The organism is Mesorhizobium sp. PAMC28654, from assembly GCF_020616515.1.
Classification (GTDB): Bacteria; Pseudomonadota; Alphaproteobacteria; order Rhizobiales; family Rhizobiaceae; genus Mesorhizobium.
Genome location: NZ_CP085135.1, coordinates 4,341,547 through 4,361,707 on the forward strand (window position 1 = coordinate 4,341,547; position 20,161 = coordinate 4,361,707).

General features: G+C 63.6%; 19 protein-coding genes. 8 read left to right on the forward strand and 11 right to left on the reverse strand.

Features of this window, described 5'->3' with window-relative positions:
- The first annotated feature begins 2 nt into the window (after window positions 1–2).
- Window positions 3–1,484 carry a mannitol dehydrogenase family protein gene (locus LGH82_RS21255; protein WP_227344603.1) on the forward strand — a complete coding sequence of 494 codons (1,482 nt, stop codon included), beginning with the start codon at window positions 3–5 and terminating at the stop codon, window positions 1,482–1,484.
- A 73-nt stretch (window positions 1,485–1,557) separates the two neighbouring features.
- Here LGH82_RS21255 and lepB read toward each other — a convergent pair whose 3' ends face one another.
- The 7 genes from lepB to LGH82_RS21290 all read right to left on the reverse strand — a co-directional run bounded on the left by lepB (window position 1,558) and on the right by LGH82_RS21290 (window position 8,404).
- Window positions 1,558–2,472, reverse strand: a complete 915-nt coding sequence (lepB, locus tag LGH82_RS21260; protein ID WP_227344604.1) for a signal peptidase I — start codon at window positions 2,470–2,472, stop codon at window positions 1,558–1,560.
- A 158-nt stretch (window positions 2,473–2,630) separates the two neighbouring features.
- A complete protein-coding gene (locus tag LGH82_RS21265; RefSeq protein ID WP_227344605.1) occupies window positions 2,631–3,038 on the reverse strand; it encodes a F0F1 ATP synthase subunit epsilon in 408 nt (135 codons plus the stop codon).
- A 60-nt stretch (window positions 3,039–3,098) separates the two neighbouring features.
- Window positions 3,099–4,670, reverse strand: coding sequence for a F0F1 ATP synthase subunit beta (gene atpD, locus LGH82_RS21270; RefSeq protein WP_227344606.1), 1,572 nt, complete (start codon window positions 4,668–4,670; stop codon window positions 3,099–3,101).
- Between the two features lie 72 nt (window positions 4,671–4,742).
- Window positions 4,743–5,627 carry a F0F1 ATP synthase subunit gamma gene (locus LGH82_RS21275; protein ID WP_227344607.1) on the reverse strand — a complete coding sequence of 295 codons (885 nt, stop codon included), beginning with the start codon at window positions 5,625–5,627 and terminating at the stop codon, window positions 4,743–4,745.
- Between the two features lie 46 nt (window positions 5,628–5,673).
- Window positions 5,674–7,203, reverse strand: a complete 1,530-nt coding sequence (atpA, locus tag LGH82_RS21280; RefSeq protein WP_227344608.1) for a F0F1 ATP synthase subunit alpha — start codon at window positions 7,201–7,203, stop codon at window positions 5,674–5,676.
- Window positions 7,203–7,763 carry a F0F1 ATP synthase subunit delta gene (locus LGH82_RS21285; RefSeq protein ID WP_227344609.1) on the reverse strand — a complete coding sequence of 187 codons (561 nt, stop codon included), beginning with the start codon at window positions 7,761–7,763 and terminating at the stop codon, window positions 7,203–7,205. Before LGH82_RS21285 ends, atpA begins: the two co-directional genes overlap by 1 nt.
- A gap of 245 nt (window positions 7,764–8,008) precedes the next feature.
- The gene (locus LGH82_RS21290) at window positions 8,009–8,404 is read right to left on the reverse strand and encodes a DUF4345 family protein (RefSeq protein ID WP_227344610.1); all 396 of its coding nucleotides are present in this window, start codon (window positions 8,402–8,404) and stop codon (window positions 8,009–8,011) included.
- Window positions 8,405–8,591: 187 nt separating this feature from the next.
- Between LGH82_RS21290 and LGH82_RS21295 the strand changes: the two genes are divergently transcribed.
- Together LGH82_RS21295 and LGH82_RS21300 are read left to right on the forward strand one after the other, a co-directional pair.
- Window positions 8,592–8,837: a type II toxin-antitoxin system Phd/YefM family antitoxin gene (locus tag LGH82_RS21295; protein WP_227344611.1), complete on the forward strand. Its 246-nt coding sequence runs from the start codon at window positions 8,592–8,594 to the stop codon at window positions 8,835–8,837.
- Window positions 8,834–9,289, forward strand: a complete 456-nt coding sequence (locus LGH82_RS21300; RefSeq protein WP_227344612.1) for a type II toxin-antitoxin system VapC family toxin — start codon at window positions 8,834–8,836, stop codon at window positions 9,287–9,289. Before LGH82_RS21295 ends, LGH82_RS21300 begins: the two co-directional genes overlap by 4 nt.
- A gap of 10 nt (window positions 9,290–9,299) precedes the next feature.
- On the opposite strand, the gene LGH82_RS21305 is transcribed toward LGH82_RS21300, so the two are convergent.
- Entirely contained in the window at window positions 9,300–11,483 is a 2,184-nt protein-coding gene (locus LGH82_RS21305) for a primosomal protein N' (protein ID WP_227344613.1), read from the reverse strand.
- 90 nt (window positions 11,484–11,573) lie between these two features.
- On the opposite strand from LGH82_RS21305, the gene fsa reads away from it, so the two are divergent.
- Window positions 11,574–12,230 carry a fructose-6-phosphate aldolase gene (gene fsa, locus LGH82_RS21310; protein ID WP_227344614.1) on the forward strand — a complete coding sequence of 219 codons (657 nt, stop codon included), beginning with the start codon at window positions 11,574–11,576 and terminating at the stop codon, window positions 12,228–12,230.
- A 77-nt stretch (window positions 12,231–12,307) separates the two neighbouring features.
- On the opposite strand, the gene LGH82_RS21315 is transcribed toward fsa, so the two are convergent.
- Both LGH82_RS21315 and leuS read right to left on the reverse strand, forming a co-directional pair.
- On the reverse strand, window positions 12,308–12,889 hold the full coding sequence (locus LGH82_RS21315; protein ID WP_227344615.1) for an LPS assembly lipoprotein LptE: 582 nt from the start codon (window positions 12,887–12,889) through the stop codon (window positions 12,308–12,310).
- The gene (gene leuS / locus LGH82_RS21320) at window positions 12,876–15,500 is read right to left on the reverse strand and encodes a leucine--tRNA ligase (RefSeq protein ID WP_227344616.1); all 2,625 of its coding nucleotides are present in this window, start codon (window positions 15,498–15,500) and stop codon (window positions 12,876–12,878) included. Before leuS ends, LGH82_RS21315 begins: the two co-directional genes overlap by 14 nt.
- A gap of 154 nt (window positions 15,501–15,654) precedes the next feature.
- On the opposite strand from leuS, the gene LGH82_RS21325 reads away from it, so the two are divergent.
- The 3 genes from LGH82_RS21325 (at window position 15,655) to LGH82_RS21335 (ending at window position 17,825) form a co-directional block, all read left to right on the forward strand.
- Window positions 15,655–16,317 (forward strand): YggS family pyridoxal phosphate-dependent enzyme, encoded by a 663-nt coding sequence (locus tag LGH82_RS21325; protein WP_227344617.1) that lies wholly within the window; start codon window positions 15,655–15,657, stop codon window positions 16,315–16,317.
- Window positions 16,318–16,370: 53 nt separating this feature from the next.
- A complete protein-coding gene (locus LGH82_RS21330) occupies window positions 16,371–16,625 on the forward strand; it encodes a type II toxin-antitoxin system prevent-host-death family antitoxin (RefSeq protein WP_227344618.1) in 255 nt (84 codons plus the stop codon).
- Between the two features lie 150 nt (window positions 16,626–16,775).
- Window positions 16,776–17,825: an aldo/keto reductase gene (locus LGH82_RS21335; protein WP_227344619.1), complete on the forward strand. Its 1,050-nt coding sequence runs from the start codon at window positions 16,776–16,778 to the stop codon at window positions 17,823–17,825.
- Window positions 17,826–17,876: 51 nt separating this feature from the next.
- On the opposite strand, the gene LGH82_RS21340 is transcribed toward LGH82_RS21335, so the two are convergent.
- Window positions 17,877–18,785, reverse strand: a complete 909-nt coding sequence (locus tag LGH82_RS21340; RefSeq protein ID WP_227344620.1) for a LysR family transcriptional regulator — start codon at window positions 18,783–18,785, stop codon at window positions 17,877–17,879.
- A 138-nt stretch (window positions 18,786–18,923) separates the two neighbouring features.
- Here LGH82_RS21340 and LGH82_RS21345 point away from each other — a divergent pair, with 138 nt between their 5' ends.
- Window positions 18,924–20,105: an MFS transporter gene (locus LGH82_RS21345; RefSeq protein WP_227344621.1), complete on the forward strand. Its 1,182-nt coding sequence runs from the start codon at window positions 18,924–18,926 to the stop codon at window positions 20,103–20,105.
- Window positions 20,106–20,161: the final 56 nt, after the last annotated feature.

Genomic DNA, 20,161 nt, shown 5'->3' on the forward strand with positions numbered 1-20,161 from the left:
CCATGACCAGCAACCATTTGTCGGACAACACGCTACGATCGCTGTCCAAGGGCGTCACGACCCCCGGATATGATCGAGACAAGGTTGCGCTAGGCATCGTCCATCTCGGTGTCGGCGCCTTCCATCGCGCCCACCAGGCTGTCTATGTCGACGATTGCCTCGGAGCCGGGGAGACAGGTTGGGGGATTGTCGGCGTCTCGCTGCGCAGCGCCGACACCCGCGACGCCCTGTCGCCGCAGGATGGGCTCTATACGCTGGCGGTCCGAAGCAGCCGCGGTGAACAGCTGCGCGTCATCGGCTCGATCGGCTCGATGCTGGTAGCACCGGAGGACGCTGGTGCCGTGCTTGCGGCACTTGCCGATCCGCGCACGCGCATCGTCACCCTGACGATCACCGAAAAGGCCTATCTGAGGGCGCCGGGCGGCGGTCTCGACAGCGCTCATCCCGACATTGTCAGCGACCTGGCGCGGCCGGAACTGCCTAGGACCGCGCATGGCTTCCTGGCGGAAGCTCTCCGCCGCCGCCGCGCCGCCGGCGTCGCCCCCTTCACCGTGCTCTGCTGCGACAATCTCCCGGCCAATGGTGCGACACTGCACCGGCTGATGATCGAATTCGCCACGCTGCGCGATGCCGATCTTGCCCGTCACATTGCTGACGAAGTGGCTTTTCCCTCGAGCATGGTCGACCGCATCGTGCCGGCAACCACGGATGCCGACCGGGCAAGGATCGCCGTCGAACTCGGTGTTCAGGACGCCTGGCCGGTGATGACCGAGCCATTCCGCCAATGGGTCATTGAAGACCACTTTCCGGCCGGGCGGCCGGCGTGGGAAAAATTCGGCGTCACCATGGTCGAGGACGTGCGGCCATACGAGGAGATGAAGCTGCGCCTGCTCAACGGCTCGCACTCGGCCATTGCCTATCTCGGCCTGCTCAGCGGTCATGCGACCGTGGACAGGGCTTTCGCCGACCCGGCGATCCGGCAATTCGTCGACGCATTGTGGGCGGAAGCCATTTCGACCCTGCCCGAGGATGCCGGACTCGACACGAGCTACACCGAGGCGCTGGCGGAGCGTTTTTCCAACCCCGCGCTCGCCCACCGCACGGCGCAGATCGCCAATGACGGCAGCCAGAAACTACCGCAGCGTATCATCGCCTCCGCCATCGATTGCCTCGAAGCTGGTGATGAGATGGTCCATCTGACGCTGGTGGTGGCCGCCTGGATCGCCGCCTGCGCGGCGCGCGGAAGCACCTTGCCCGAAAGCCATTTCACCGATCCGCTCGACACGGCGCTGACAACACTTTTGCGCCAGCATTTGCCCGCGACCGAAACCGTGGCGGCGGTGTTCGACCTCGCCGGCTTCGCCGGGGATCATGCCGAGCGCCAGACGCTGATCGAACTCGCCGCCGTCCATCTCGTCCACCTGCGGCGGGGCGGCCCCACTCTTGCCTTCGCCGCGCTTGGCATAGGAAGCGAAGAGGCTTGAGATAGATCCGGCGCGGATCCGGCGCGGCGATCCCCGTGACATCGCCGCATGCCCGGCAGACCGACAAGCAGCTTTATCTGACGATCTGGCGATAGGTGTAGTCGATGCCGCGCGAGTTCCAGAACAGGCGCTCGGCCTTGCCGACCAGATTCTCAAAGGGGACAAAGCCGACGTCAAAGCGGCTGTCGGCCGAATTGTCGCGGTTGTCGCCCAGCATGAAATAGCAGCCTTGCGGGACCACCAGGGCAGGTGTGTTATCGCCCGTCGAACCATCCATCAGGTCGACGACGAAATGCGACACGCCGTTGGGCAGCGTTTCGCGCTGCAGCCTGGCGGTCTTCTCCGAAAACTCATCCGAGGCAAAAGGGCCGACATCCTGGAGGCTCACCGCCACGCCATTGATGTGCAGGATGCCATTGATCATCTGGATCCTGTCGCCGGGCATGCCGACGATCCTCTGGACGTAGTCGATGTCCGGGTCAGGCGGAAATCGGAACACGACGACATCGCCTCGCTCGGGCTGCGCCGCCAGCACCCGTCCCGTGATCGGCAGCAACGAGAACGGCACGCTGTAGCGGCTGTAGCCATAGGCGAACTTGGATACGAACAGATAGTCGCCCCGTTCAAGTGTCGGCAGCATGCTGGTGGACGGAATCGAGAACGGTTGGAACAGGAACGACCTGATCACGAAAGCCACCAGGTAGCTGGCGAGGAAGACCAGCCCGAGGACCGACAATCCGCGCGCATACCATTTGACCGGCCGGAACCTGCCGGCGAAAGGCACGACGACCGCCACCGAAAGAACAGAAACGGCCAGGCTCGTGACATTGGCCGCCCCAAGCCCGCTGGACCCGGGAACGCCGAATGCCGGGAAGCCGACATAGCAGGCCAGCAGCCCGATCAGGACGATCGCAATCAGGCTCGCAACCGCGAGCTTTCCACTGCCGATCCAGAGGAACCCGCCGAACGGCCCGCCAAAGAACGACACCAGGGCTGTGGACCATCTTGATCGTGATGGAGGTTCTTCTGCCATCGGCTACCAAATGGGACCGCAAACGAGGCAGGACTTTCCAACAAACAAAAAAGCGAGGCAAGCCTCGCTTTTCAATTGCCCGATGGTCTGGGCGTATCGATGTGAGCCGAATGTCAGGCCGGCAGGATGGCGCCTTCCAGCGTCGTAAGCTGGCTAAGGAACTGCTCCGCCTTGCTGCGGCTGTGGTCGTCCTTGGCGTCGGCGGCGTCTTCCTTCGCCTCCTGGATGCGGCGGGCGAGATCGGCGCGGTCGACATTCTTCACGGCAACGGCGGATTCCGCCAGCAGCGTGCAACCCGAAGGAACGATGTCGGCGAAGCCGCCGAACACCACATAGCGCTCTTCCTGGCCAGACACGGACTTTACAGTGACAACGCCCGGCTTGATCGTGGTCATGACCGGCGCGTGATGGGCCATCACCGTCATCTCGCCTTCGGCACCCGGAATGACGACCGATTCGACCTGCTCGGAAACCAGCAGGCGCTCCGGCGAGACCAGTTCGAATTTGAAAGCTTCAGCCATGGTGTCTCACAAACGCTTGGATCGAAGGCAGCGCGGCTGAACCGCGCTGCCAAATGGGAATTACGCCGCTTCGGCGGCCAGACGTTGTGCCTTCTCGACGGCTTCGTCGATGCCGCCGACCATGTAGAAGGCTGCTTCCGGCAGGTGATCGTAGTCGCCGTTGCAGAGGCCCTTGAAGCCCTTGATAGTGTCGGCGAGATCGACCAGCTTGCCAGGCGCGCCGGTGAACACTTCGGCGACGAAGAAGGGCTGCGACAGGAAGCGCTCGATCTTGCGGGCGCGGGCCACCGTCTGCTTGTCCTCTTCCGACAACTCATCCATGCCAAGGATGGCGATGATGTCCTGCAGCGACTTGTAGCGCTGGAGGATCGACTGCACCTGGCGGGCGACGGCATAGTGCTCGTCGCCAACGACCAGCGGGTCGAGCATGCGCGAGGTCGAATCCAGCGGATCGACCGCCGGGTAGATGCCCTTTTCGGCGATGGCGCGATTCAGCGTCGTCGTCGCGTCGAGGTGGGCGAACGAGGTGGCAGGCGCCGGATCGGTCAAGTCGTCGGCCGGCACGTAGATCGCCTGCACGGACGTGATCGAGCCCTTGGTGGTGGTGGTGATGCGTTCCTGCAGCATGCCCATGTCGGTGGCGAGCGTCGGCTGATAGCCGACGGCAGACGGGATACGGCCGAGAAGCGCGGACACTTCGGAACCAGCCTGCGTGAAGCGGAAGATGTTGTCGACGAAGAACAGCACGTCCTGGCCCTGGTCGCGGAAATATTCCGCAACCGTCAGGCCGGTCAGGCCGACGCGAGCGCGCGCGCCCGGCGGCTCGTTCATCTGGCCATAGACGAGTGCCGCCTTGGAGCCCTCGCCGCCGCCCTTCTTGTTGACGCCGGACTCGATGAACTCGTGATAGAGATCATTGCCTTCACGGGTGCGCTCGCCAACGCCGGCGAACACCGAATAGCCGCCATGCGCCTTGGCGATGTTGTTGATCAGTTCCTGGATCAGCACGGTCTTGCCGACGCCGGCGCCGCCGAACAGGCCGATCTTGCCGCCCTTGGCGTAAGGCGCGAGCAGGTCGAGCACCTTGATGCCGGTGATCAGGATCTGTGCTTCCGTCGACTGCTCGACATAGGTCGGAGCCGGCTGATGGATGGAGCGCATTTCAGTCGCGTCCACCGGACCTTCTTCGTCGACCGGCTCGCCGATGACGTTGATGATGCGGCCGAGCATGCCCGGGCCGACCGGCACGGTGATCGGCGCGCCGGTGTCATGTACTTCCTGGCCGCGAACCAGACCTTCGGTCGAGTCCATGGCGATGCAGCGCACGGTGTTTTCGCCCAGATGCTGGGCAACTTCGAGCACGAGGCGATTGCCGACATTGGTCGTTTCAAGCGCGTTCAGGATCGCCGGCAGATGTTCGCCGAACTGCACGTCGACAACGGCGCCGATGACCTGGCGAACCTTGCCGACGACGCCTGTCGCCTTCGTGGCCACGGCCGATGTCTTGGCCGCGGCTGCCTTTGCCGGCGCTGCCGCCTTCTTGGCCGGAGCGGCCTTCGCTGCTGCTGGAGCCTTTGCCGGCGCCGCTGCCTTTGCGGGCGCTGCCGCCTTGGGAGTCGCTGCTTTCGCCATCGTCTTTACCCTTTTTCGTCCTTTGTTTCTCACACGATCCGGTCGAAGGTCGATGACCTCCTGGGACCGCGCCTAGAGCGCCTCGGCGCCCGAAATGATTTCGATCAGTTCCTTGGTAATCTGCGCCTGCCGCTGGCGGTTGTAGGTGATCGACAGCTTGTTGATCATGTCGCCGGCGTTGCGCGTCGCATTGTCCATCGCACTCATCTTGGCGCCCATTTCGCCGGCCGCGTTTTCAAGCAGCGCCCGGAAAACCTGCACGGAGATGTTGCGCGGGATAAGGTCGGAGAGGATTTCACCCGGCTCCGGTTCGTATTCATAAACGGCATTGCCGCCATCGGTCGCCTGGACTGGCGCGGAAGCGAGCCCAGCCGGAATGATCTGCTGCGCGGTCGGAATCTGGCTGATCACCGACTTGAACTGCGAATAGAAAAGCGTGCAGACGTCGAAGCCGCCCTCGCTGAAGAGGTGGATGACCTTCCTTGCGATCGCGTCGGCATTGGCGAAGCGAAGTGTCTTCACCTCGCGCAGATCGATGCGCTCAAGGATCATCGATGCATAGTCGCGGCGCAGGATGTCGAAACCCTTCTTGCCAACGCAGATGATCTTGACCTGCTTGCCGTCGGCCAGCAGCCTGCGGATATGGTCGCGGGCGTGACGGGCGATCTGTGAGTTGAAGCCGCCGCACAGGCCGCGCTCGGCGGTGCATACGACCAGCAGATGCACGTCATCCTTGCCGGTACCGGTCATCAGCGTCGGCGCATCGCCGCCGCCGCCGATAGCCTGGGTGATGTTGGCCAGCACCGAACCCATGCGCTCGGAATAGGGGCGTGCCGCTTCGGCCGCCTCTTGCGCACGGCGCAGCTTCGCCGCGGCGACCATCTGCATCGCCTTGGTGATCTTCTGCGTCGCCTTGACCGAGGCGATACGGTTACGAAGGTCTTTTAATGAAGGCATGCTTCAAACCTGATCCCGTCTTGTCTCATCCGGACTGGCGCTTCGCTCAGGCGAAGGTCTTGGCGAAAGCGTCGATCTCGGCCTTCAGTTTGGCACGCAGGTCGTCCGACAGCGCCTTTTCCTTGCGGATGGCCTCAAGGACATCCTTGCCGGCCGCACGCATGTGGCTGAGCAGCCCGTGCTCGAACTTGCCGACCTGATTGACCGGCAGCTTGTCGAGATAGCCGTTGACGCCGGCGAAGATCACCGCGACCTGCTCTTCCGTCTTCAGCGGCGAGAACTGCGGCTGCTTCAGGAGTTCGGTCAGGCGCGATCCGCGGTTGAGCAGGCGCTGCGTGGCGGCATCGAGATCCGAGCCGAACTGCGCGAACGCAGCCATTTCGCGGTACTGCGCGAGCTCACCCTTGATCGAGCCGGCAACCTGCTTCATCGCCTTGATCTGCGCGGCAGAGCCGACGCGGCTGACCGAAAGGCCGACGTTCACGGCAGGACGGATGCCCTGGAAGAACAGGTTGGTTTCGAGGAAGATCTGGCCGTCGGTGATCGAGATCACGTTGGTCGGGATGTAGGCCGACACGTCATTGGCCTGCGTTTCGATGATCGGCAGGGCGGTCAGCGAGCCACCACCCAGATCGTCGTTGAGCTTGGCGGCGCGCTCGAGCAGACGCGAGTGCAGGTAGAAGACGTCGCCAGGATAGGCTTCGCGGCCCGGCGGGCGGCGCAGCAGCAGAGACATCTGGCGATAGGCGACCGCCTGCTTCGACAGATCGTCGTAGCTGATCAGCGCGTGCATGCCATTGTCGCGGAAATATTCGCCCATGGTGCATGCCGTGAACGGCGCCAGGAACTGCATCGGCGCGGGATCGGAAGCGGTGGCGGCGACGATGATCGAATATTCCAGCGCGCCGCGCTCTTCCAGGACCTTGACGAACTGCGCGACGGTCGAGCGCTTCTGGCCGACGGCGACGTAGACGCAGTAGAGCTTTTCCTTCTCGGGGCCGTTGTCGTGCACCGACTTCTGGTTGAGCATCGTGTCGAGGATGATGGCGGTTTTGCCGGTCTGGCGATCGCCGATGACCAGCTCGCGCTGGCCGCGACCGACCGGGATCAGCGCATCGATGGCCTTGAGGCCCGTCGACATCGGCTCGTTCACCGATTTGCGCGGGATGATGCCGGGCGCCTTGACGTCGACGCGCTTGCGTTCGGTCGCCTTGATCGGGCCCTTGCCGTCGATCGGGTTGCCCAGCGCGTCGACGACGCGGCCGAGCAGGCCCATGCCGACAGGCGCGTCGACGATGGCGCCGGTGCGCTTGACGATGTCGCCTTCCTTGATGTCGCGGTCGGCGCCGAAGATGACGACGCCGACATTGTCGGCTTCGAGGTTGAGCGCCATGCCGCGGATGCCGCCGGGGAACTCGACCATCTCGCCGGCCTGGACGTTGTCGAGGCCGTAGACGCGGGCGATACCGTCACCGACGGACAGCACCTGACCGACTTCGGAGACTTCAGCCTCCTTGCCGAAATTCTTGATCTGGTCTTTCAGAATTGCGGAAATTTCCGCGGCGCGGATGTCCATCAGCCGACCTCTTTCAGTGCAAGCTTGAGCGAATTGAGTTTGGTTTTGAGTGACGTGTCGATCTGGCGCGAGCCCATCTTGACCACCAGCCCGCCGAGCAGCGACGGATCGACGGTGACGATGATCGCCACGTCCTTGCCGGCAACGCTTTTCAGCGCGGCCTTCAGTTCTGTTTGCTGGGCCGCCGTCAGCTCATGCGCCGACGTGACATCAGCAGTGGTCTCGCCACGAGCTTCGGCGGCGATCTGGCGGAACGCCTTGATCATGCCGGGCACCGCGAACAACCGCCGGTTCTGGGCGACGACGCGCAGGAAATTGCCGGCGAGGCCGGTGATCTTGGCCTTGTCGGCAATGGCAGCGATGGCCTTGGCCTGGTCCTCGCTGGAGAACACTGGGCTGTTGATCAGGCGGGTAAGGTCCGCGCTGCCTTCCAGCATCGCTTCGAAACTGTTGAGGTCGGCCTCGACCTTGGCGATCGAATTTGCCTGCCGGGCGAGTTCGAACAGCGAACCCGCATAGCGTTCTGCAACACCTGAGATTGGCGATGACGTTTGAGCCACGGACCGTCTTTTCTCTTGTCTGACAGGCCGCAGATTGTTGGCGCGAGCAAAAACTCTGGCTAAATCTTTGACCTTACTGCATTTTTTCGAGCACGGAGGCGCGGCTTCCGCTATCCCCGGCCGAAAGTCGATTGCCGTCTAGCACAGGCATTTTAAGACCGCAATGCGTCGTCCCGCATGGTTTTAGGCACTATTGTCGCATCCGGCGGCCCAGTTCAACCGGAAGCCCCTGATTAGTCGATGATTCAGGGCAGAAAGCCGAAGGCGAAGGCCAGCGGCGGCACGGCCAGCGCGAGTTCGATCACCACCGAAACCCAGTTGTAGGGCGTGTTGGCGCCATCCGACATCATTCCCAGCAGGCGGCCAAAGGCGGAGAACAACCAGCAGAAGCCCAGCGTCATGTAAATAAGCGGCTGGGCGAGCAATATCGCGCAGATGCCGACGCCGAGATAAAAACCCGCCATGGCCGCGCGGCCTTCGGCGATCGCCTCCGGTTTTGCGGGAATGGGCTGGATCCGCATGATCCTGAATCCAAAGCGCGGCGCCAGGAACATCAGCAAGCCGAACACAAGCGTAATGGCGGCACTCGACCATGCCGCCCACTCGCCCTGGCTCATCGGCCACGGAAACGTAAAGTCCATCTTGTCCCCTCGAAAAGCCCCTGCTTCGAAATTTTAGGCAGTCTAACGCACGCCCTTGGAAATCGGAATCGGTTTCCGGAAAGGATCATGCGTGAAATCAGATGCCAACGGCACACGCATGGCGAACTGTTCCTTTCCAGACACAATTCCTATATTATGACCACATGAGACCACAAGGAGAGCCGATATGAAAACCATGCAGGTTCGAGAAGCCAAGGCGGGGTTCTCGGCACTCGTCGAGGCTGCGGAGAGCGGCGAGCCAACCATTATCACGAAGCATGGCAAGCCGGCAGCGATGATCGTGCCGATCGATGAGGGATGGAAGCTCTATCCTCAGGGCAACCAGAAGAGATTCGTGGATTTCCTGCTTCAATATCCGGGGGGCATCGAGCTTGAGCGCAATGAATCACCATCGCGGGAAGTCGAATTTTGAGCGGCTACCTGCTTGATACTTCTTTTCTCTCAGCCTTCGCACCTGACCGCGCTCCGCTTCCTGCTCACGTCCAGACGTGGGTTGCCGAACAGCGCGAGCGTGGCGCCTGGTATATGTCGTCGATCGTTGTTCAGGAGGTGGAACGAGGCATTGCGAAATTGATGCGGTCGGGCGCGCTTGCCAAGGCGGAACGCCTCGGCCTCTGGTTCAATAGCCTCGTCATCGAGTTCGACCAACGCATCATCCCGGTCGATGCGGTCGTCGCACGGGAAGCCGGGCGGCTCGAAGACGCGACTATAGCGCGAGGCTCCAGTCCTGGCTTGGCTGATGTGCTGATCGCGGCGACCGCCCGTTTGAATGATCTTTCCGTGCTGACAGCCAACGTCCGGCATTTTGCCGCTCTCGATGTGCGCTATCTGAATCCGTTCGCCGAGGGCGGCCCGGCAGCGTAACGCTCCGGCTTTACAAAAAACTCTGCGGATCGATATCAACCTGCACCCTGACCGAGCCGCGCGGCTTCGGCCCATTGGCGAGCATCGCCCTTATGAAGCCTTGGATGTCGGCGCGGCGCTCGCCCTGGATCAGCAGGCGAAAGCGATGGCGTCCGCCGAGCAGTGCCAACGGTGCTTCGGCCGGGCCCAGCACGAACAGGTCGGAGGCTTCGGGCGCCGTGCGCCGCAGCGCTCGCGCATGGCCTTCCGCCTCGGCGCGGCTTGCGGCACTCACGATCACGCCGGCCAGCCGGCCGAATGGCGGCAGCACCGCCCGTTCGCGCTCGGCGATCTCGCGCTCGTAAAAGGCCTCGGCGTCGCCGGAAATGATCGCCCGCATCACCGGGTGGTCCGGCTGGAAGGTCTGAAGCAGGCCAAGGCTCTTCTTGCCCGTGCGCCCGGCGCGGCCGGTGACCTGGCTGAGCAGCTGGAAGGTCCGCTCGGCGGCACGCGGATCGCCATTGGCAAGGCCAAGGTCGGCATCGACGACGCCGACCAGCGTCATGTTCGGGAAATTGTGCCCCTTGGCGACGAGCTGTGTGCCGATGACGATGTCGGCCTCGCCATTGGCGATGGCTTCGAGCTCCAGCCTGAGGCGCCGCACGCCGCCCATGATATCGGACGAAAGCACGATCGTGCGCGCGTCAGGGAAATGCGTGACAACCTCTTCGGCGATACGCTCGACGCCCGGTCCGCAAGCCACCAGATGATCGAGCGTGCCGCATTCCGGACAGGCTTCGGGACGGCGCTCATTGTGGCCGCAATGATGGCAGACGAGCTGGCCGCGAAAGCGGTGCTCGACCAGCCAGGCAGAGCAGACGGGACAGCCGAAGCGATGGCCGCAGACCCGGCAGAGCGTCAGCGGCGCGTAGCCACGCCGGTTAAGGAACAGCAGGGACTGTTCCTTCTTGTCCAGGGTCCGGCTGACATGGTCGAGCAGCACCGGCGACAGAAACCCACCGCGTGCCGGCGGCGCCCGGCGCATGTCGATCGCCTTCAGGTGTGGCAGTGCCGCCTCGGCGAAACGGGCGGAGAGAATAGCCCTGTTGTATCGACCCTGCTGGGCGTTGACCCGGCTTTCGACCGACGGCGTCGCCGACGCAAGCACCACCGGGAAGCCGCCGATATGGCCGCGCACGACAGCCATGTCGCGCGCATTGTAGAAGACGCGATCCTCCTGCTTGTAGGCAGGGTCGTGCTCCTCGTCGACGACGATCAGCCCGAGTTCCTTGAACGGCAGGAACAGCGCCGAGCGCGCGCCGGCGACAACGCGCACGCCGCCCTCGGCCACCTGCCGCCAGACCCTTTCGCGCATCCTTGGCGGCAGGTCGGAGTGCCATTCTCCCGGCTTGGCCCCGAAACGCTGCTGGAAGCGTTCGAGGAAGGCATGGGTCAGCGCGATCTCCGGCAGCAGGATGAGCACTTGGCTACCCCGGTCGAGCGCGGCCGCGACCGCCTCGAAATAGACTTCCGTCTTGCCCGATCCCGTCACGCCGTCGAGCAGCGCGACATTGAAGACACCGGCCGCGACATTGGCGCGCAGCATCTCGGCCGCAGCGCTCTGGTCGGGCATCAGTTCCGGCACGGCGTAACTCGGATCAGGTGCCGCCACCACCGGGCGTGGCGGGATCATCACCGTTTCGAAGACACCTTGCGCCCGCAGGCCATCGATCACGGTCGACGACACGCCGGCCGCATGGGCGAGACCCGATCGCGTCCAGGCAAGCCCGCCTTCGGCTGTCTCCAGCACACGCTGCCTTGCGGCAGTCATCCGGTCGGGATCGGCGAGCGTACGCTGCAGCCCCTCGATCCAGGGTTCGGGGTCGAAAGCCTCGGGCGCCCGCAACAGCATGCGCGCCACCATGCCGGGCGGTGACAGCGTGTATTGCGCGACCCAGTCGACGAAACGACGCATGGCACGATCGATCGGCGGGCAGTCGAAGACCTGCTCGATCGGCCGCAATTTCCTGGCGTCGACCTTCTCGACCACGCCGTCCCAGACGATGCCGGCTACCTGGCGCGGACCGAGTGGAACGCGCACGATCGAGCCCGGCACCACGCGCATGCCTGCGGGCACCGCATAGGTATAGGGGCGTTCGGCTGGCATCGGAACGAGCACGGGCGCGGCCGTGGCAAAGGGCGAATCTTCGATCATGATGCGTGACCTTGCCCCTACTTTGCTCTAGATCAAAGGGCAACGCTGAACGTGCCATTCTGGCACGAGAAAATCGTCAGGAGACCCGCCATGAAATTTTTTGTCGACACCGCCGATGTCAAGGACATCCGTGAACTGAACGACCTGGGGCTGCTCGACGGCGTCACCACCAATCCGTCGCTGATCCTGAAATCCGGCGGCAAGATCGCCGAGGTAACCAAGCAGATCTGCGACATCGTCAAGGGCCCGGTTTCGGCCGAAGTGACCGCCACTGAATATTCGGAGATGATGCAGCAGGCCAAGATTCTGGCGGAGATCGCCGACAATGTCTGCATCAAGGTGCCGCTGACCCTCGACGGCCTGAAGGCCTGCAAGACGATCCGCACCGAGATGAAACGCATGGTCAACGTCACGCTGTGCTTCTCGGCCAACCAGGCGCTGCTGGCGGCCAAGGCGGGCGCGTCCTTCATCTCGCCCTTCGTCGGACGCATCGACGATACCGGCATCGACGGCATGGAGCTGATCCAGGAGATCCGGCAGATCTACGACAATTACGATTTCCAGACCGAGATCCTCGTCGCTTCGGTCCGCACCGTGAACCATGTCAAGCAGGCCGCCCTCATCGGCGCCGATGTCGCTACGGTGCCGCCGGCAACGCTGAAGGCTTTGGTCAAGCACCCGTTGACCGACAAGGGCCTGGAGCAGTTCCTTGCCGACTGGGCAAAGACCGGCCAGACGATCGGCTGAGATCAAGACAACGGCATCCCAAAAGAAAAGGCCGAGCAATCGGCCTTTTTTCGTTTCGGCACATCAGGCCGGATACCCTACCCGGCCGTCTTGCCGTGCTTGATCAGATCCTGGGCAATGGCGAGATGGAGCACTTCGGCCAGTTCGCGCGCGGCGCGGTTCTCCGCGTCGATCTGCGCCCGGTATGATGCATATTCCTGACGTGGCCGGTCGAAGGACGATGTGATCGCACGCCTGCCCTTGGAGATCGTTGCGCCGGTCTTGGAGTCGGTCAAGGTGTAGGCGGCCGTCAGTGTCACGCTGCCTGACGTCGGCTCGTCCTCATCCGTTGCCACCTGCTCTATCGCAGCCGATTCGACGAGTTCGGTGACGCCAAGATCGAGCGAATAGGCAGGCGAAGCCGGTTCGCCCTGGCCACCGCCAAGCCCGAAGACCAGGTTGTTGCGAACCTGCTGGGCATAGCGCGTCTTGACCGGCTTGATGCCGATCGAGGCAAGCTCGGCGGTGGGGCTGACTTGCGAACCGGGGGTCAGCGGCGCGCTCGAATAGAGCGGGCGCACCGTGCACGCGGAAACCAGCGCCATGCAGGCGAGGCCGAAAAGCGCCATGCGGCGCAGGGAACGCGTCACTTGCGTCTTCTCCGGATCAGGCAACGACATTGACGATCCTCTGCGGGACGATGATCACCTTGCGTGGTGCCTTACCTTCGAGCGCTTTCTGCACGAAGTCGAGAGCGAGCACCGCTTTTTCGACCGCACCTTGGTCCGCGTCGCGGGCAATTGTCAAATCCCCACGCTTCTTGCCGTTGACCTGGACCGGCAGGACGATCTCGCTGTCGACAATGAGCGACGGATCGTAGGCCGGCCACGGCCGCTCGGCGACCAGATCGGTGCCGCCAAGCGTGTGCCAGCATTCCTCGGCCAGATGCGGCATGACCGGCGCGATCAGGTGCACGAGAATGTCCACCGCCTCGCGGCAGGCGCCTTTCAGCGCCGCGTCGGCCTTGCCTTCCACCACCTCGTTCAGCGGTGTCGTCAGCGCATTGGCCAGTTCGTAGACACGGGCAATGGCACGGTTGAAGGCGAGCTTCTCGATATCCTCGCCGACAGCCTTCAACATCTTGTGCGCGGCCTTGGAAACCACCCCGGCCTCGCCGTCCCTGGCTGCGGCCGGCTGGATTGCGGCGAGTGATTCGGCCGCTGTCGACACCAGGCGCCAGATGCGCTGCATGAAGCGATGCGCGCCGGCGGCACCGTCATCGGTCCATTCCACGTCGCGCTCGGGCGGCGAATCTGACAGCATGAACCAGCGGGCCGTGTCGGCGCCGTAACCGTCGGTGATCTCTTCCGGGCTCACCGTGTTCTTCTTCGACTTCGACATCTTCTCGAGCGGTCCGATCGACACCTCGTCGCCGGTGGCGATCTCGATGGCGCGGCGATTGCCCTCCGCGTCCTCAAGCCGCACCTCGCTCGGCGCCAGCCAGCGGCCATTCGATGCGCCGCCGACCCGGTAGGTCTCGTGCACCACCATGCCCTGGGTGAACAGGCCCTTGAATGGCTCGGCCAGATCGACATGGCCGGTCTCGCGCATGGCGCGGGTGAAGAAGCGCGAATAGAGCAGGTGCAGGATCGCGTGCTCGATGCCGCCAATGTACTGGTCGACCGGCAGCCATTCGTTCGCGGCCTTGGGATCGGTCGGCTCATGCGCCCAGGGCGCGGTGAAGCGGGCGAAATACCAGGACGAATCGACGAACGTATCCATCGTGTCGGTTTCGCGGCGCGCGTCCTTGCCGCACCGCGGGCATTCGACATGGCGCCATGTCGGATGGCGGTCGAGCGGATTGCCCGGCCGGTCGAACTCGACATCATCCGGCAGCTTGACCGGCAGGTCGGCCTTCGGCACCGGCACCACGCCGCAATCCTCGCAATGGATCATCGGGATCGGGCAGCCCCAGTAGCGCTGGCGCGAAATGCCCCAGTCGCGCAGGCGGAAATTCACCTTGCGCTCGGCCATCGGCCGGTTGCCGATCGTCTTCTGCTCCAGCAGCCTGGCCACCTCGTCGAAAGCCTGGGTCGGCTTCATGCCGTCGAGGAAACGCGAATTGATCATCGCGCCGTCATCGCCGTAGGCCACGTCGATGATCTGGAAGGTCGCCTGATTCTCGCCCTCCGGCATCACCACCGGCACCACCGACAGGCCGTATTTATTGGCGAAGTCGAGGTCACGCTGGTCGTGCGCCGGGCAGCCGAAGATGGCGCCGGTGCCGTATTCCATCAGCACGAAATTGGCGACGTAGACAGGCAGCGTCCAGCTGTCGTCGAACGGATGGACAACGCGGATGCCGGTGTCGAAACCCTTCTTCTCGGCCGTCTCCAGCGCCGCCACCGAAGTACCCATGTGGCGGATCTCTTCGATGAACTTCGCCAGCGCTGGATTGTTCTCGGCGGCCTTCCTGGCCAGCGGATGGTCGGCGGCGATCGCCATGAAAGAGGCGCCGAAAATGGTGTCGGGCCTGGTCGTGTAGACTTCCAGTTCGTGTTCGCCGGCAACGTCCGAGGCCAGCGGCCAGCGGATCAGCAGGCCCTCGGAACGGCCGATCCAGTTCTGCTGCATCAGCTTCACTTTTTCGGGCCATTCGTCGAGGCCGTCGAGCGAGTCCAGCAGGTCCTGCGCGAAATCGGTGATCTTGAAGAACCACTGGGTCAGCTCACGCTGTTCGACCAGCGCGCCGGAGCGCCAGCCACGGCCATCGATGACCTGCTCGTTGGCGAGCACGGTCATGTCCTCCGGGTCCCAGTTGACCTTGGAGGATTTGCGCGTCACCAGCCCCTTCTCGACGAAGTCGAGGAACAGCATCTGCTGGCGGTGGTAATAGTCGACGTCGCAGGTGGCGAATTCGCGCGCCCAGTCCAGCGACAGGCCCATGACCTTGAGCTGCTCGCGCATGGCGGCGATGTTCTTGTAGGTCCATTCCTTGGGATGGACCTTGTTCTGCATGGCCGCGTTTTCGGCCGGCATGCCGAAGGCATCCCAGCCCATCGGGTGCAGCACGTTGAACCCCTTGGCCCGCTTGTAGCGCGCCACCACGTCGCCCATCGTGTAGTTGCGGGTGTGTCCGATATGGATATTCCCCGACGGATAGGGGAACATCTCCAGCACATAGTATTTCGGGCGCGGATCGTTGTTGTCAGCTTCGAACAGCTTCTTGGCGTCCCAGGCCTTCTGCCATTTGGGCTCTGATATGCGCGGATTGTATCGTTCGGTTGCCATGGGACGTTTTTCACTTAAAAGCATCGCGGACTGCGGGCGACAGCTCGGCAGTTCAGGGAATGTGGTCCGGGTGTTCACCATGGTTTGGCAAACCCGTCAACCATATGGGTATCGCGTCGGTTAAAAACGCGGGTCAAAACAGCAGGATTCAGACATGGGCGACGCCGTTCAGCAGTTTTTCGCGGTCAGGGCCAGGATCGCCGCCGCCGAGCGCGAGGCGGCTCGCGAGGCCGGCGGCGTAACACTGGTCGCGGTTTCCAAGACCTTCGACACCGCCGACATCCAGCCGGTGATCGAGGCCGGCCAGCGCGTCTTCGGCGAAAACCGCGTGCAGGAAGCGCAAGGCAAATGGCCGGCTCTAAAGGAGGCTTTCCCCGATATCGAGCTGCATCTCATCGGCCCGCTGCAGTCGAACAAGGCGAAGGAAGCGGTGGCCCTGTTCGATGTCATCGAGACGGTCGATCGCGAGAAGATCGCCGCCGAACTCGCCAAGGAGATCGCGAGGCAGGACCGCGCTCCAAAACTCTATGTCCAGGTCAACACCGGTTCCGAACCCCAGAAGGCCGGCATCGAGCCCCGCGAGGCCGTCGCCTTCGTCGCCCGCTGCCGCGATACCCATGGCCTCGCCATCGAAGGCCTGATGTGCATCCCGCCGGCCGACGAGAACCCCGGCCCGCATTTTGCACTGTTGGAAAAACTTGCGCGCGAGGCCGGCGCCGCCAAACTGTCGATGGGCATGTCCGGCGACTACGAGACGGCGATAGCCTTCGGCGCCACCAGTGTCAGGGTCGGTTCTGCGATTTTCGGCAGCCGGTAGTAGCTCTGCTGGTCTGGTGTATAATTTGCGAAGCTATTCAGCGGGCAGCCCTTATGAAATGGGATATTCAGAGCGCAAAGAGCAATCTCTCGAAACTGGTAGGTCAGTCTCGCGAAAAAGGGCCGCAAACCATTAGCGTGCGCGGAATGCCAGTTGCCGTCGTGCTGGCTGTCGAGGACTCTGAACGGTTTGTCGCTGAAAAACCTTCGCTTGCGGAATATCGTCTTTCCGGTCCCGAGTGGGATGACGACCTCGTCGAGGAGGTCAATCGCCGCTCGAACACGATGATCCGAGCCGTTGATCTCTGATAAATTCTGAGACCACCATCATAAATGCAGCGGTAATGGCGGTCGACCGAGGATGGTCCAGCTTGAAAGGTCCATTACGCCAAGTCTAGAAACGAAACGTACCGTTCCTATTCGCCTTGCGTCATCACAATTCTCTTGGAGTCTCCACCCATGCGTTACAATCAGCTTGGAAATACGGGGATGTTCGTCTCCGAACTGTGCCTCGGCACCATGACCTTCGGCGCCGCCGGGGAAAATGCCCAATGGGGCCTGATCGCCAGCCTCGACCAGAAGGGCGTGAACGAGATCGTTGCCCGCTCGCTGGTCGCCGGCGTCAACTTCTTCGACACGGCCGACGTCTACTCGTTCGGCGAGTCCGAGCGACTGCTCGGCCAGTCGCTCAGGGATCTCGGCGTCGCCAGGTCGAACGTGGTCATCGCCACCAAGGTCCACGGCGCCATGGGCGAGGGCCCGAACCAGCGGGGCTCGTCGCGAGGCCACATCATGGATTCGGTCGATGCCAGCCTGGAGCGCCTGCAACTCGACCATATCGACCTCTACCAGCTGCATGGCACCGACACCGTGACGCCGATCGACGAGACCTTGCGGGCGCTGGACGACCTCGTTGCCAGCGGCAAGGTTCGCTATGTCGGCGTTTCCAACTGGGCGGCGTGGCGCATCGCCAAGGCGCTGGGCATTGCCGACCGCAAGGGCTTTGCCCGTTTCGAGACCATCCAGTCCTACTACTCGATCGCCGGCCGCGACCTCGAGCGCGAGATCGTGCCTTTGCTCAACGAGGAGAAGCTTGGACTGATGGTCTGGTCGCCGCTGGCGGGCGGCCTGCTGTCCGGCAAATACGGACCTGGCGCAGCTGGCAATGGCGAGGGCCGCCGCGCCAGCTTCAACTTCCCGCCGGTCAACGAGGACCGTGCCTGGGCGGCTGTCGCGGTGATGCGCGAGATCGCACGCAAGCACGATGTCAGCGTCGCCACGGTGGCGCTCGGTTATGTGCTGGCGAAACCCTTTGTGATGAGCGTCATCATCGGCGCCAGCCGCATGGAACAGCTCGAACAGAACCTCGCCGCGACCCAGCTGAAGCTCGACACGGATGATCTTGTCCGTCTCGACGAGGTCAGCGCGCTGCCGGCCGAATATCCCGGCTGGATGCTCGAACGCCAGGCGGCGGGCCGACGCCCGGCGCCGTTCACACCGAAAGCATAGCGCCCAGCCAGACATCTCGGGAGCCCGACGGCTCCCGAGAGCCTGCTCCTGTCAGGTCAGCCGCACGGTCTCGGCCAGGAAATCGAGAAACGCGCGCACGCGCGCCGGCAGATGCCGGCCCTGTCCTACATAGACCGCGTGGGTGACCTCCTGGTCACCGGGATTGAAGCCCTCCAGCAGCGGTACCAGCCGACCGGCGGCGATATCGCCAGCGACATGCCAGCGCGCCAGCCTGGAGATGCCGGCTCCGGCAAGTGTCATCAGCCGCATCGCCTCGCCGTCGCTGACCAGGGTGTTGCCCGTGATCGGGACCGTGACGGCGTTGCCGGCCTCGTCGAGGAACGGCCAGCCGTCGACATGCCGCACGAAGCAGAAGCCCATGCGATTATGCCCATCGAGATCGGCCGGTGTCAGCGGCGTGCCATGCATGCCTAGATAGCTCGGCGCGGCAACGACCACCACCGGGCTTTGCCCGAGCTTGCGCGCCACCAGCCGGGATTCGCTGAGTGGCCCCGCTCGAACGGCGACATCGGCCCGTTCCGCCATCAGGTCGATGACGCTGTCGGTCAGCACCAGATCGACCGAAATCTCGGGATAGCGTTCGAGGAAATCGGGCAGAAGCGGGATCAGCCGGTGTACCCCGAAGGGTACGTAGGTGTTGACGCGAAGCCGCCCGCGCGGCGCGGCCCCCGCTGCCGCCTCGCGCTCGGCGGCCGCCAGGTCGGCCAGGATGCGCAGACCGCTATCGTAGAATGCGGTCCCTTCCGGGGTGAGTTGCAGCTTGCGCGTCGAACGGCTGACCAGCCGCGCACCAAGCCGAGCCTCCAGCCGCGCGATCAGCTTGCTTACCGCCGACGGTGTCATGCGCAACATGCGCGCCGCGGCTGAAAAGCTGCCCGCCTCCACAACGCGGACAAACACTTCTATCTCGCCGGAGCGGTTGACGTCGTGTCTGGCCATCTGTGAATCTATTTCACAGAAAATGTTCCCAAGGCAAGTCTGGTTCACAATGCATGCCGGCACGATCTTTCAGGTCGGGGGCGCGGTTTGGACGAGGCGCCCATTGCATCAACCGCCCGTCTTCGAAGTGAGAACCCCATGCCTCTTGCTCTCTATGCCCTCGCCGCTGGTGCCTTTGGCATCGGCGTCACCGAATTCGTCATCATGGGTCTGCTGCTCGATGTCAGCAAGGATCTCGGTGTCTCGATCTCGGCCGCCGGCCAGCTCATTTCCGGCTATGCGCTCGGCGTCGTCATCGGCGCACCCCTGCTGACCATCGCCACCGGCAACTGGCCACGCAAGACGGTGCTCCTGGCACTGATGGCGATCTTCACGCTTGGCAATCTCGCCTGTGCGCTGGCTCCGGACTACTGGACGCTGATGGGCGCGCGCGTCATCACCGCCTTTGCCCATGGCACCTTCTTCGGCGTTGGCTCGGTTGTCGCCACCGGCCTGGTCGCGCCCAACAAGAAGGCCTCGGCCATCGCGCTCATGTTCACTGGGCTGACGATCGCCAACATCCTCGGCGTTCCCTTCGGCACCTGGCTCGGCCAGGCCTTTGGCTGGCGGGCGACCTTCTGGGCGGTAACCGTGGTCGGCCTGGCGGCCTTCGCCGTCATCCTGCTTCTGGTGCCACGTAGCCAGACAGCCCCCGAAAAGAGCGACCTGCGCGCCGATCTCGCCGTGCTTCGCCGAACGCCGGTCCTGCTCGGCCTCGCCACCACCGTGCTCGGCTATGCCGGCGTTTTCGCCGTCTTCACCTACATCGCCCCGTTGCTGACCGAGATCAGCGGCTTCAAGGAAGCCGCGGTGTCCCCGATCCTGCTCGTCTTCGGCGGCGGCCTCATCGCTGGCAATCTCGCCGGCGGCAAGGTTGCCGACCGCTGGCTGGTGCCGGCTGTGCTGGGCAGTCTCGTCGTGTTGGCCGTGGTGCTGGCAACCATGACCTTCGCGATCCACAGCCAGGTCATGGCCGTCATCTATGTCGGCCTGCTTGGTGCTGCTGCCTTCGCCACCGTGGCGCCACTGCAGATGTGGGTGTTGGAGAAAGCGCAAGGAGCCGGCCAGAGCCTCGCCTCGTCCTTCAACATCGCCGCCTTCAATCTCGGCAATGCCGCCGGCGCCTGGCTCGGTGGTGCGGTCATCGCCCATGGCCTTGGCCTGGGTTCGCTCACCTGGGTCGCTGCCTTGCTGCCGCTCGCGGCCCTTGTCGTGGCGGGAACGGCACTACGTCTCGATCGCACGCCTGCGCTCGGCGCGCCTGCCTCCATCCGGTCGTGACCGCAAGCCAGCTCCCTATTCGACATTCCCCCGTTCCACATCATCAGGAGTAAAAT

What these genes read in the sequence shown, in the direction of transcription:
- LGH82_RS21315 (WP_227344615.1), bottom strand. Translation starts at nt 12,889, where the DNA reads ATGTCGTTGCCTGATCCGGAGAAGACGCAAGTGACGCGTTCCCTGCGC.
- atpA (WP_227344608.1), bottom strand. Translation starts at nt 7,203, where the DNA reads ATGGACATCCGCGCCGCGGAAATTTCCGCAATTCTGAAAGACCAGATC.
- LGH82_RS21330 (WP_227344618.1), top strand. Translation starts at nt 16,371, where the DNA reads ATGAAATGGGATATTCAGAGCGCAAAGAGCAATCTCTCGAAACTGGTA.
- LGH82_RS21305 (WP_227344613.1), bottom strand. Translation starts at nt 11,483, where the DNA reads ATGATCGAAGATTCGCCCTTTGCCACGGCCGCGCCCGTGCTCGTTCCG.
- LGH82_RS21325 (WP_227344617.1), top strand. Translation starts at nt 15,655, where the DNA reads ATGGGCGACGCCGTTCAGCAGTTTTTCGCGGTCAGGGCCAGGATCGCC.
- LGH82_RS21290 (WP_227344610.1), bottom strand. Translation starts at nt 8,404, where the DNA reads ATGGACTTTACGTTTCCGTGGCCGATGAGCCAGGGCGAGTGGGCGGCA.
- LGH82_RS21340 (WP_227344620.1), bottom strand. Translation starts at nt 18,785, where the DNA reads ATGGCCAGACACGACGTCAACCGCTCCGGCGAGATAGAAGTGTTTGTC.
- LGH82_RS21265 (WP_227344605.1), bottom strand. Translation starts at nt 3,038, where the DNA reads ATGGCTGAAGCTTTCAAATTCGAACTGGTCTCGCCGGAGCGCCTGCTG.
- LGH82_RS21255 (WP_227344603.1), top strand. Translation starts at nt 3, where the DNA reads ATGACCAGCAACCATTTGTCGGACAACACGCTACGATCGCTGTCCAAG.
- leuS (WP_227344616.1), bottom strand. Translation starts at nt 15,500, where the DNA reads ATGGCAACCGAACGATACAATCCGCGCATATCAGAGCCCAAATGGCAG.
- LGH82_RS21335 (WP_227344619.1), top strand. Translation starts at nt 16,776, where the DNA reads ATGCGTTACAATCAGCTTGGAAATACGGGGATGTTCGTCTCCGAACTG.
- LGH82_RS21345 (WP_227344621.1), top strand. Translation starts at nt 18,924, where the DNA reads ATGCCTCTTGCTCTCTATGCCCTCGCCGCTGGTGCCTTTGGCATCGGC.
- LGH82_RS21275 (WP_227344607.1), bottom strand. Translation starts at nt 5,627, where the DNA reads ATGCCTTCATTAAAAGACCTTCGTAACCGTATCGCCTCGGTCAAGGCG.
- LGH82_RS21295 (WP_227344611.1), top strand. Translation starts at nt 8,592, where the DNA reads ATGAAAACCATGCAGGTTCGAGAAGCCAAGGCGGGGTTCTCGGCACTC.
- atpD (WP_227344606.1), bottom strand. Translation starts at nt 4,670, where the DNA reads ATGGCGAAAGCAGCGACTCCCAAGGCGGCAGCGCCCGCAAAGGCAGCG.
- fsa (WP_227344614.1), top strand. Translation starts at nt 11,574, where the DNA reads ATGAAATTTTTTGTCGACACCGCCGATGTCAAGGACATCCGTGAACTG.